The sequence below is a fragment of the Providencia sp. SP181 genome (assembly GCF_050446505.1).
GTDB classification, from domain to species: Bacteria; Pseudomonadota; Gammaproteobacteria; order Enterobacterales; family Enterobacteriaceae; genus Providencia; species Providencia vermicola.
Genome location: NZ_JBBPXM010000005.1, coordinates 263,484 through 275,343, shown reverse-complemented (window position 1 = coordinate 275,343; position 11,860 = coordinate 263,484). Strand labels below are relative to the sequence as shown.

Genomic DNA, 11,860 nt, shown 5'->3' with positions numbered 1-11,860 from the left:
CATGATGGTTAATCTGTAACGCAATAATAAACTAAATTGTTTGTGAAAAATATTGATATTCACGTGAGATACTCAGTTTAAATTTAGTCATTTGCATCAATAATGAAAAAGGATGAACCATGGAAAATTCAGTGGTACGTGTTGCGATTGTCGGCTCAGGTGGTCGTATGGGACGGCAGTTAATTCAAGCGGCACAACAACAAGATGGCATTCAATTAGGCGCTGCTATTGAGCGAGAAGGCTCTTCGCTGATTGGCGCAGATGCAGGTGAGCTTGCAGGAGTTGGTAAACTAGGAATTTATATTACGAATTCTCTTGATAAAGTCGTTGATGATTTTGATGTTGTTATTGATTTCACCCGGCCTGAAGGCACGCTGCATTATTTAGCATTTTGCAAAGCTAACCAAAAGGGCATGGTTATTGGCACAACAGGTTTTGATGAACAAGGGAAACAAGCTATTGCTGATGCGGCAAAAGTCATTCCAATTGTGTTCGCGGCAAACTTTAGCGTCGGTGTTAATCTAGTCCTTAAATTACTGGAAAAAGCAGCAAAAGTGATGGGAACTTACACCGATATTGAAATTGTGGAAGCTCACCATCGTCATAAAGTTGATGCTCCGTCTGGTACTGCATTAGCTATGGGGGAATCTATTGCGGGTGCGCTAGGAAAGGATCTAAAAGACTGCGCAGTATATACCCGTGAAGGTTATACTGGTGAGCGTGAAGCTGGCACTATCGGTTTTGCAACAATTCGAGCAGGAGACATTGTTGGTGAACATACGGCGATGTTCGCTGATATCGGCGAACGCGTAGAGATCACACATAAGGCATCAAGCAGGATGACCTTTGCAAATGGTGCTATTAAAGCATCCTCTTGGGTTTTTTCTAAAAAATCTGGGTTATATGATATGAAAGATGTGCTTTGTCTTGATGATCTTTGATTTTTTATTTTAAATTATCATTATAAATCAATAAATTATTTATTATTTATTGGTTTATAATGGCTTTTATTATTATTTTGTTTTAAATTACTATTTTCTGTTTAATTCATCTGTAAAACTGACTTTTATTCGAGTTAATTTCCCTTTAATCTCAATTCAAGCTGCGTTATTATCAATTGTGCAGTTATCTTACTTGGCAACCGTTTACTTATTCATATTGGCTATCATTTTCAGTGCTCACGTTAAGTAAACTGGGGTTGTTGTCTATAAAAGTAAGATAAAAGTGTAAAAAATGCATTTTTTTCTAGACAAGACCCTATCTCATCATTAGAATGCGCGCAATTTGCCAAAAATTTGCTTAAAAACTCATTTTGGCATTGATTTAGATCGCAAAATCTGAATTAATATGCAAAAAACGTGATTTATTATTCTCCGGAGGGTGTTTTGATTAAGTCAGCTATATTGGTTCTGGAAGACGGAACCCAATTCCACGGGCGTGCCATCGGTGCTGAAGGGGCCGCAGTTGGAGAAGTCGTTTTCAATACGTCAATGACCGGATATCAAGAAATAATTACAGACCCTTCCTATTCCCGCCAAATTGTTACTCTCACTTATCCCCATATTGGTAATGTCGGCACTAATGCTGATGATGAAGAATCCCCAAATGTTCATGCTCAAGGCTTAATCATTCGTGACTTACCATTGGTTTACAGTAACTTTCGTGGGCAAGAAGGGCTATCCGAGTATCTGAAGCGCCACAAGGTTGTGGCAATTGCAGATATCGATACACGTAAACTGACCCGTTTATTGAGAGAGAAAGGGGCTCAGAATGGGTGCATTATTGCAGGAGATAACCCTGATGTGGCGCTTGCGCTAGAAAAAGCACGTAACTTTTCTGGGCTTAATGGGTTAGATTTGGCAAAAGAAGTGTGTACTAAAGAAGCCTATAGTTGGACCCAAGGCTCATGGACGCTAGAAAACGGCCAACAAGGTGCTAAATCAGTTGAAGAGTTACCATTGCATGTTGTTGCTTACGACTTCGGTGCAAAACGCAACATTCTACGCATGTTAGTTGACCGTGGTTGTCGTTTAACGGTGGTGCCTGCGACAACATCAGCAGAAGCAGTACTCGCAATGAATCCAGACGGAATTTTCTTGTCGAATGGCCCTGGCGACCCAGCGCCATGTGATTATGCAATCAAGGCGATTAAAACATTTTTAACAACGGATATCCCTGTTTTTGGTATTTGCTTAGGGCACCAATTATTGGCTTTAGCTAGCGGTGCAAATACCCTGAAAATGAAATTTGGTCATCACGGAGCAAATCATCCTGTGAAAGATTTGGATCGAGATGTTGTGATGATCACGGCACAAAATCATGGTTTCGCAGTCGATGAATCTACACTTCCCGATACATTGCGTGTGACTCACAAGTCACTATTTGATGGAACACTACAAGGTATTCACCGTACAGATAAACCTGCATTTAGTTTCCAAGGCCATCCTGAAGCAAGTTCAGGGCCACATGATGCAGCCAATTTATTCGATCACTTCATTGATTTGATTAACGAATATCGTCAAACCACACCACGTCAAAACGCACAATAATCGGGAGCAAATCATGGCAAAGCGTACAGACATAAAAAGCATTCTGATTTTAGGTGCGGGTCCAATTGTTATCGGTCAAGCATGCGAGTTTGATTATTCTGGGGCTCAAGCATGTAAAGCCTTACGTGAAGAAGGTTATCGTGTCATTTTAGTTAACTCTAACCCTGCGACGATTATGACCGACCCAGAGATGGCCGATGCGACGTATATTGAGCCGATTCACTGGGAAGTGGTTCGTAAAATTATTGAAAAAGAACGTCCTGATGCAATTTTACCAACAATGGGTGGGCAAACAGCGCTTAACTGTGCGCTTGAACTTGAGCGTAAAGGGGTTCTTGCTGAGTTTGGCGTTACGATGATTGGTGCAACAGCAGACGCCATTGATAAAGCCGAAGATCGTCAACGCTTTGATAAAGCGATGAAAAAAATTGGTTTAGGTACTGCACGCTCAGGTATTGCTCACAACATGGAAGAAGCGTATGCCGTTGCAGACGATGTGGGGTTCCCTTGTATTATTCGCCCATCGTTTACGATGGGCGGAACGGGTGGTGGTATCGCTTACAACCGTGAAGAATTTGAAGAGATTTGTACGCGCGGTTTAGATTTATCGCCAACCAATGAATTATTAATTGATGAGTCATTGATTGGTTGGAAAGAGTATGAAATGGAAGTTGTTCGCGATAAAAATGACAACTGCATTATTGTCTGCTCAATCGAAAACTTTGACGCAATGGGGATCCACACTGGTGACTCAATCACCGTTGCACCCGCTCAAACCTTAACAGATAAAGAATACCAAATCATGCGCGATGCCTCGATGGCAGTTTTACGCGAAATTGGTGTTGAGACGGGGGGTTCAAACGTTCAGTTTTCGGTTAATCCAAAAGATGGGCGCTTAATTGTTATTGAAATGAACCCGCGGGTTTCTCGCTCGTCAGCGCTAGCTTCTAAAGCGACGGGCTTTCCAATCGCGAAGATTGCAGCGAAACTGGCGGTCGGTTATACCCTCGATGAACTGATGAATGATATTACTGGTGGCCGTACACCTGCTTCGTTTGAGCCTTCTATCGACTACGTTGTGACTAAAATTCCACGCTTTAACTTTGAGAAATTTGCGGGTACCAATGACCGTTTAACCACGCAGATGAAATCGGTGGGTGAAGTGATGGCGATTGGCCGCACTTTCCAAGAGTCGATGCAAAAAGCGTTACGCGGCTTAGAAGTGGGCGCAACAGGTTTTGATCCTAAAGTTGAACAGGATGACCCTGAAGCACTGACGCGCATTCGTCGTGAATTAAAAGATGCAGGCGCAGAACGCATCTGGTTTATTGCAGATGCATTCCGAGCGGGCTTGTCCGTTGATGGTGTCTTCAACTTAACCAACATTGACCGCTGGTTCTTAGTACAAATTGAAGAGCTGGTGCGTCTAGAGGAAGAAGTTGCGGAGTTAGGTATCAACGGCTTAACCAAAGATTTCTTACGCGTATTAAAACGTAAAGGGTTTGCGGATGCACGCCTAGCAAGTTTAGTTGGTGTATCAGAAGCTGAGCTACGTAAATTACGCCAAAGTTATGATTTGCACCCCGTTTATAAGCGTGTTGACACCTGTGCTGCTGAGTTTGCAACCGATACTGCCTATATGTATTCCACGTATGAAGATGAGTGTGAATCCAACCCAAACCATAGCAAGCCAAAAGTGATGGTTCTGGGGGGAGGGCCTAACCGTATTGGTCAAGGTATTGAGTTTGACTATTGTTGTGTGCACGCTTCACTCGCGCTACGTGAAGATGGCTATGAAACTATCATGGTTAACTGTAACCCAGAAACCGTTTCAACTGACTATGATACGTCTGACCGTCTCTATTTCGAACCTGTTACGCTCGAAGATGTGCTAGAAATTGTGCGTATTGAGCAGCCAAAAGGTGTGATCGTACAGTATGGTGGTCAAACGCCACTGAAATTGGCACGTGCACTTGAGGCCGCCGGTGTTCCTGTCATTGGAACTAGCCCTGATGCGATTGACCGTGCAGAAGACCGCGAACGTTTCCAACAAGCGGTTAATCGTTTGAATTTAAAACAACCGCAAAATGCGACGGTGACAGCGATTGAGCAAGCTGTTGAAAAAGCGGCTGGAATTGGTTATCCACTCGTTGTACGCCCATCATATGTTCTCGGCGGTCGTGCGATGGAAATCGTGTATGATGAAATCGACCTGCGCCGTTATTTCCAAACTGCAGTCAGTGTCTCAAATGATGCACCAGTACTACTTGACCGTTTCTTAGATGACGCTGTAGAGGTGGATGTTGACGCGATTTGTGATGGTGAAATGGTGCTGATTGGCGGGATCATGGAGCACATCGAACAAGCGGGCGTTCACTCTGGTGATTCTGCTTGTTCATTGCCAGCGTATACACTGAGCCAAGAAATTCAGGATGTGATGCGTGAGCAAGTTCGCAGCTTAGCATTCGAATTACGTGTACGTGGATTAATGAATGTTCAATTCGCAGTCAAAAATAACGAAGTGTATTTGATTGAAGTGAATCCTCGTGCTGCGCGAACTGTCCCATTTGTTTCAAAAGCAACGGGCGTACCGCTGGCAAAAGTGGCTGCTCGTGTTATGGTTGGCCAGACATTGACCCAGCAAGGTGTGACGAAAGAAGTTATTCCTCCTTACTATTCAGTCAAAGAAGTGGTTCTGCCATTTAACAAATTCCAAGGTGTTGACCCAATTCTTGGCCCTGAAATGCGTTCAACAGGGGAAGTCATGGGAGTTGGTCGTACTTTTGCAGAAGCGTTTGCTAAGGCGATGTTAGGTAGCAGCTCAACCATGAAAAAATCAGGTCGAGCATTGTTGTCCGTGCGTGAAGGCGATAAAACTCGCGTTGTTGATTTAGCGGCTAAATTGCTAAAACATGGCTTCGAGCTAGATGCAACGCACGGTACGGCGATTGTTCTTGGTGAAGCAGGAATTAACCCGCGCTTAGTTAACAAAGTACATGAAGGTCGCCCACACATTCAAGATAGAATTAAGAATGGTGAGTACGATTACATCGTGAATACAACCGCAGGGCGTCAAGCGATTGAAGACTCAAAACTAATCCGTCGTAGCGCATTGCAGTATAAGGTTCACTATGACACGACGTTGAATGGTGGTTTTGCAACCACAATGTCACTGAGTGCAGATCCGACTGAAAAAGTGATTTCAGTCCAAGAGATGCACGCGTTGATTAAGTAATCAACGCGTATTGAATTGAGCCCCAGCGGTAGCCTGCCGACTGGGGCTTTTTTTATATATTGCTTACTTGAGGGGGAAAGGTGCAAAAAAAATAAAAAAAGGCAAAATGGTCATTGACTCTCACGTAACGTGAGGCCGTAACCTCAGTCTCACTTACAGGAGGAACGTATGCTATTTCAAGTGGGTGAAATCGCGGAAAAAACGGGGTTAACCATCCGAACACTTCATCATTATGAAGAAATTGGTTTATTGCTTCCAACTGCAAGAACCGATGCAGGTTACAGACTCTATAACATGCAATGTATTGAGCGATTAACGCAAATTCAATTACTGCGCCAAGTTGGAGTCAAACTCAAAAACATCGGTGAAATATTGGATGGTCAGAGTGGAGATATGACAAACCTTCTGCAGGAACGAATTGCTTTATTAACTGAACAAATGCAGCAAATGGCAACATTGCGTTTTCGGTTGGAGCAACTTCAAAAACAGATGCAAATGGGCGATACCTCAACTCAGGTCGATTGGTTCTCTGTATTGGAGATGATGACGATGTTTGATAAATATTTTACACCGCAAGAGTTAGAACAATTACCGCTATACACCGCACATACGCTGAAAAACCAAGAGTGGCAGCAACGAGTGGCGGCGGTGAATGCATTAATGCAACAAGGTATGACACCTCAATCAATTGAAGCACAGCAACTGGGGTATGAATGGATGGTCGCTCTAGAAAGAGATACGGGTGGAAACCCAGATTTTTTTGCAAGGTTGAATAAAATTCACTTAACAGACAACGCGTTAGCTTATTCATCAGGTATTTCTGAGTCAATGATCCAATTTGTTGCACAAGGGTTTAGTGAATATCAATTAGCGCTGTTTAAGCCCCATTTAACAGAAGAGCAGTTTGCGCTTGTTCGGCAACATTATTTTACTGCGGGGCAAGTTTGGCCTGAGCTGATTGCTGGGCTGCATAATGCATTGAAAGCACATAAATCTCCAGACTCACCTGAAGTACAAGTGCTGGCTCGTACATGGTTAGACATGTTTATTCAATTCACTGGAGGTGACCCTATCATTCAGGAAAAGATCCGCACAGTTTACCGTGAAGAGCCTAAAGTTTCTCAAGGTACTTGGATGACGCCAGAAATCGGGCAATATTTATTTTCAGCGGTGAATATTTTGATGGGGAAATAATGCAAGTGGCCGCAATATTGCGGCCATAGATATTTGTGTTATTTATTGCTACTTAATGCCTTGCGGTGTTTCCAATACATCACAATAGAGCCAATTAATCCACTAATTAATAAGATAACAGGGATGATCATTAATGCGCTAATAACCACTTGCTCGTGCTCTTTTACAAACGGGATTTGGTTAAGGGCATAGCCTAAAGAAACGATAATACCTACCCACAAAAGTCCGCTTAGCCAATTGAAAAACTGAAAACGGCGATGGCTTAATTCAGAGAGCCCTGCAAGTAAAGGTAATAATGTACGAACAAAAGCTAAAAAACGACCAATAAGTAAGGCGTATAAACCTTGTTTATTAAACATATTATTTGCTTTTGCATGATACTCATCAGGAATTTGGGCTAGCCAACGCTTGACCGTTTTCGTTTCACTGAGCCATCTACCTTGCATAAACCCTAACCAACAACCCAAACTCGCAGCTGTGGCGAGCAATAAAATGGTTGGGATAAAGTGCAAAACTCCTTTGGCGATTAATGCGCCAGAAAGGATTAACAAGGTATCTCCAGGCAGAAAAGCGGCGGGAAGAACCCCATTTTCCAAAACAATAACAACAAAAAGTACGGTATAAATAACCCAAAGTACTTCGGGGTTGGAGAGTTTTAGGAAATCGTGATCCCAAAGCGCTAGTACGATTTCGCGTAGGACTTCCATAATCATTCCTGTATTTGTCTAAAAGCGAATTTCCTTATTTATATTACAGGAAAAAATAAGATTGGGTTTGATTTGTTTGGGGGTATTCATTCATTAGTCGATGAATTGCAGAAAACATTTTAGTGTTTTCCGCAATTTTCATTTTTTATTTTAAATGCGTTCAAAAGCCAATTGTAGGTCATCAATTAAATCTTGTGGGTGTTCAAGCCCCACGTGAACACGGAAAAAAGTCCCTTCGTTCAATTGAAAATCATATTGTCTCATGCTGAGTAAATCTTCTTTTTGGTAACCTAAAATTAGCGATTCAAATCCACCCCATGAATACCCCATTTTAAAATGAGCTAAATTTTCGATAAAAGCAGCGAACTGTTCAGTGGATAGGCGTGACTTAAGTTGAAAAGAAAATAAGCCATTACACCCTGAAAAATCCCGAATAAAGAATTCATGACCAGGCGAAGTTGGCAGGGCTGGATGAAAAACCTGTTCGACTTCGGGGCGTTCTTGCAGCCAGTTTGCTACTTGTATACTGTTTTCTTGGTGCTGTTTTAGGCGCGTAGGGAGGGTATGCAAACCACGATTAGCCATATAAACGGTATCGGGGTCTGCGGTTTGCCCAAGCAGATATGAATTTTCACGTAAAGTTTCGATGCAGCGCTTATTTGCTACTGCGACTCCTAACATGCCATCAGAATGCCCATTAATATATTTTGTTGCGGATTGTATTGAAATATCCACATCGAACAATAAAGGTTTGAGCAGGACACCCGCTGCCCATGTATTGTCAATCATAATGATGATTTCAGGTGCTTTGTTACGTATAGCTTGAACGAGAGCAGGTAAATCGTGGACTTCCATGGTAATTGAACCTGGAGATTCTAAAAAGACAATGCGCGTATTCGGTTGAATCAAATCTGTAATCTTTTCGCCAATGAGCGGGTCAAAGTAGGTCGTTTTAACCTGTAATTTGGTTAAAATATGGTCGCAAAAATTCTGTGTTGGGTCATAAGCGGAGCCTGTGACTAAAATGTGCTCTCCTGCAGAAATAAAGGATAAGATTGCATTGGTGATGGCAGCAGCACCTGATGGGTAAAGTACAGAACCTGCTCCACCTTCTAATTCAGCCATGGCTTCTTGGAAAGCAAAATGGGTTTGTGTGCCTCGGCGGCCATAAAAAAGCACACCATCCGCACGATGCCGAGTTGCATGACGTTTTTCTTCAAGCGTGTCAAAGATAATCGAAGATGCTCGTTGAATGACAGGATTTACACCTTTTTGTGTGAATTTAGGGTTCCGACCAATGTGCACTAATTGGGTTTCTGGTTTGGTGTTTGCCATGATCTTTCCTTTATGGTTTCAAATTTAGCCTATCCAGAGGCGTGGATACTATGACGTTAATGCATTCGTGGGGAAATGTAACTTGAGTTTTCTTCAGTATTACAAAGTTCAATAAATCGTATTGGTATAGAAGAAGGGGGGAGTATATTTGTCCATTGAATACCTTTATTGCATTAATAAGAATAAACAAGCAATACCCGTGTAATAGGCGTGGACTTCATTGTTTGAGAACAAAAAATATAAAAAAATTTGTGAATACTAATGATAATTACTATCAATTCGCGCTGTCTTTGATATCATCAGCACCGTCTTTTTGAAAAGAGACGAACAGCGCGAGTTAAATTTCGCTTTTAAAGGTTAGTCGATGAATGGCACAATCATCGATATGAATTTTTTTATACAACACTAAAAAGAGAGTAAAGGCCAACTGATGCGTAAACTAACAGCTTCTATTCTATTGGCGTTCGGCTTGATGGGGACGGCGGTCGCTGAAACCACACCAGCAACAACACCAGCTGCGTCTCAAAATACATCATCGACACCTGCTGCAAATCCTGCGGCGCCAATTACAGCACCAAATGGTGAAGTTGCTCCCGTATCTTCTGAGCCTGCAGTCAATACTGCTGTTGTGAATGAAAATATCGAAATTGCGACAGAGGCGCCAACAGGGGGTTTTGATCAGGATTTATCTGTTTGGGGTATGTACCAAAATGCGGATAATGTCGTGAAGACGGTGATGATAGGTTTGGTTATTGCATCAGTCATTACATGGGCACTCTTCTTCTCTAAAGGCCTCGAAATTTTAGTTGCTCGTCGTCGTTTAAAAGACGAAGCGAAAGCGATCGCAGAAGTGAAATCCCTTGATGAAGCCGTGAAAATTGCTGAAGGTTTCAAAGGAAATAGTATTACACGAATGCTGCTTAATGAAGCAGTAACAGAAAGAGCGTTATCGGAAAATAGTACCGACCTGTCTGGTACGAAAGAACGGACGTCATTCCGCCTTGAAAGGGCCGTTGCTGCAATCAGCCGATATATGGGCCGTGGTAATGGTTACTTAGCGACTATTGGTGCTATCTCTCCTTTTGTTGGTTTGTTTGGAACGGTATGGGGCATCATGAATAGCTTTATCGGGATCGCTCATTCACAAACCACTAACTTAGCAGTGGTTGCGCCTGGTATCGCAGAGGCACTTCTTGCAACGGCAATTGGTCTTATCGCTGCGATCCCAGCAGTGGTAATTTATAACATTTTCGCCAGAATGATTAATAACTACCGTGGTCAGGTAGGGGATGTGGCTGCACAGTCTGCATTATTATTAGGGCGTGATCTTGATCTGGCAAATAGCAAAGCAAGGTAATTATTATGGCAATGCGTTTAGGTGACGAACAAGATGATAGCGGTGAAATGCATGAAATTAACGTAACACCGTTTATCGATGTGATGTTGGTTTTATTAATTATCTTCATGGTCGCGGCTCCCTTGGCAACTGTAGATATTAAAGTTGACTTACCTGCTTCAACCGCGAAGCCGCAGCCACGGCCAGAAAAACCTGTGTTCTTAACAGTTAAAGCGGATAGCCAGTTATTTATTGGCGATCAAGCTGTATCAAAAGAACAGCTTTCTGCAACACTTGACCAAGCAACAAGTTCAAATAAAGAAACAACGATCTTCTTCCAAGCAGATAAAAGTGTTGATTATGAAACGATGATGGATGTGATGAATGCATTACGCCAGTCGGGTTATCTAAAAATTGGCTTAGTTGGAATGGAAGCTACTTCGTCTAAATAGTCAATATCAACGATATCAGCGGTTATCACGCGTTTTATCTTTAAGGATAAAGCGCGTTTTTTATGAATCAAACAAAAGTGCATCAAAGCGAGTGTATAGCTGCCTGATTTTTCTATCGAATGCTAATTATTCTGTGTAATGTCATCTTTATTTGTATGATTAAATCATGATTAAAAGATTTTTATCCTATATTCACGCGTTTTATTTGTGTTTGATTGAGAGGACAGAGCCTTAGTCGCATGTAAAATACTCTCTTATGGGGTATTTAGCGCTAAGATAAAGTGATAAAACAAGAAGTATATTAAAATAACTGATGAATATTCGATATTTTTTATCTGGCTTCAGATAAGGTAATTGAATGAAACCGTATTTCAACGTGACATTTTTGACTCAATTATAAGCTGAGCTTCTTTTTTTAATGCGGTTTTTCATTGAAAATGTAGCTTAGTGTAGTCTGAAATAGGGTGTATTTGACTACTTTCAATGTGATTAAACCAACAAAACATAACAAAAAATAAACCATTATATTTGAATGGTTTTATTAATAATGACTATTTTATCAATATAATAATTAAACCACATAAATCACATGGGTAAATTAAAAAATTAAAATTTAGATAAAATGATTGTTTTTTATGGGGAAATTTAGTTTTGATAGAATAGGTATATGGATGTAAATAAAAAAAGGATTATTTTTACTTCGAAGAAAGATAATGATTATGTAAATATTTTTTATGAAATTAGAATCGAGTATTTATTTTGAATATATTTACATCAGCACTTTATATTTAAAATAATATAAATATATTTAATTTAAATATAAAGTAAATAGTGAATGAATAGTAAATATGTATATATGTAAATAGATTGTAATATCTTAACAATAGGCGTTTTATGTTGCTTGATTTCTTTAACTATTTGATATTTAGTTATTTAATTAAATTTAGATGACTTCTTAAGTTAAACAAAAAAACACTTGCGCAACCTAAGTGTTAGGCTATAATACAATCAATAACATTTGGAAACACTTTTAAATATTTTATTATACCAAG

At 40.9% G+C, this 11,860-nt stretch carries 8 protein-coding genes; 6 read left to right on the top strand and 2 right to left on the bottom strand.

The genetic code is table 11. From position 1 onward, the window contains the following. Window positions 1–119: 119 nt before the first annotated feature. The 4 genes from dapB to AABS66_RS11060 all read left to right on the top strand — a co-directional run bounded on the left by dapB (window position 120) and on the right by AABS66_RS11060 (window position 6,978). Entirely contained in the window at window positions 120–941 is an 822-nt protein-coding gene (dapB, locus tag AABS66_RS11075; RefSeq protein ID WP_206084537.1) for a 4-hydroxy-tetrahydrodipicolinate reductase, read from the top strand. Window positions 942–1,385: 444 nt separating this feature from the next. Further along, window positions 1,386–2,549 (top strand): glutamine-hydrolyzing carbamoyl-phosphate synthase small subunit, encoded by a 1,164-nt coding sequence (gene carA / locus AABS66_RS11070; protein ID WP_272538975.1) that lies wholly within the window; start codon window positions 1,386–1,388, stop codon window positions 2,547–2,549. 13 nt (window positions 2,550–2,562) lie between these two features. After that, window positions 2,563–5,784, top strand: a complete 3,222-nt coding sequence (carB, locus tag AABS66_RS11065) for a carbamoyl-phosphate synthase large subunit (protein ID WP_206084539.1) — start codon at window positions 2,563–2,565, stop codon at window positions 5,782–5,784. 168 nt (window positions 5,785–5,952) lie between these two features. Further along, entirely contained in the window at window positions 5,953–6,978 is a 1,026-nt protein-coding gene (locus AABS66_RS11060) for a MerR family transcriptional regulator (protein WP_272538976.1), read from the top strand. A 38-nt stretch (window positions 6,979–7,016) separates the two neighbouring features. Here the strand turns inward: AABS66_RS11060 and AABS66_RS11055 are convergent, their stop codons facing one another. Together AABS66_RS11055 and metC are read right to left on the bottom strand one after the other, a co-directional pair. Then, window positions 7,017–7,685 (bottom strand): DedA family protein, encoded by a 669-nt coding sequence (locus AABS66_RS11055; protein ID WP_206084541.1) that lies wholly within the window; start codon window positions 7,683–7,685, stop codon window positions 7,017–7,019. Between the two features lie 150 nt (window positions 7,686–7,835). Then, window positions 7,836–9,020, bottom strand: coding sequence for a cystathionine beta-lyase (gene metC / locus AABS66_RS11050; protein WP_206084542.1), 1,185 nt, complete (start codon window positions 9,018–9,020; stop codon window positions 7,836–7,838). 430 nt (window positions 9,021–9,450) lie between these two features. Here metC and exbB point away from each other — a divergent pair, with 430 nt between their 5' ends. Further along, on the top strand, window positions 9,451–10,377 hold the full coding sequence (gene exbB / locus AABS66_RS11045; protein ID WP_430224916.1) for a tonB-system energizer ExbB: 927 nt from the start codon (window positions 9,451–9,453) through the stop codon (window positions 10,375–10,377). Between the two features lie 5 nt (window positions 10,378–10,382). Continuing rightward, the gene (gene exbD / locus AABS66_RS11040) at window positions 10,383–10,808 is read left to right on the top strand and encodes a TonB system transport protein ExbD (protein WP_206084544.1); all 426 of its coding nucleotides are present in this window, start codon (window positions 10,383–10,385) and stop codon (window positions 10,806–10,808) included. Window positions 10,809–11,860 lie beyond the last annotated feature (1,052 nt).

Coding starts and splice junctions, on each gene's coding strand:
- AABS66_RS11055 (WP_206084541.1), bottom strand. CDS start 7,685: ATGGAAGTCCTACGCGAAATCGTACTAGCGCTTTGGGATCACGATTTC.
- exbB (WP_430224916.1), top strand. CDS start 9,451: ATGCGTAAACTAACAGCTTCTATTCTATTGGCGTTCGGCTTGATGGGG.
- AABS66_RS11060 (WP_272538976.1), top strand. CDS start 5,953: ATGCTATTTCAAGTGGGTGAAATCGCGGAAAAAACGGGGTTAACCATC.
- exbD (WP_206084544.1), top strand. CDS start 10,383: ATGGCAATGCGTTTAGGTGACGAACAAGATGATAGCGGTGAAATGCAT.
- carB (WP_206084539.1), top strand. CDS start 2,563: ATGGCAAAGCGTACAGACATAAAAAGCATTCTGATTTTAGGTGCGGGT.
- dapB (WP_206084537.1), top strand. CDS start 120: ATGGAAAATTCAGTGGTACGTGTTGCGATTGTCGGCTCAGGTGGTCGT.
- metC (WP_206084542.1), bottom strand. CDS start 9,020: ATGGCAAACACCAAACCAGAAACCCAATTAGTGCACATTGGTCGGAAC.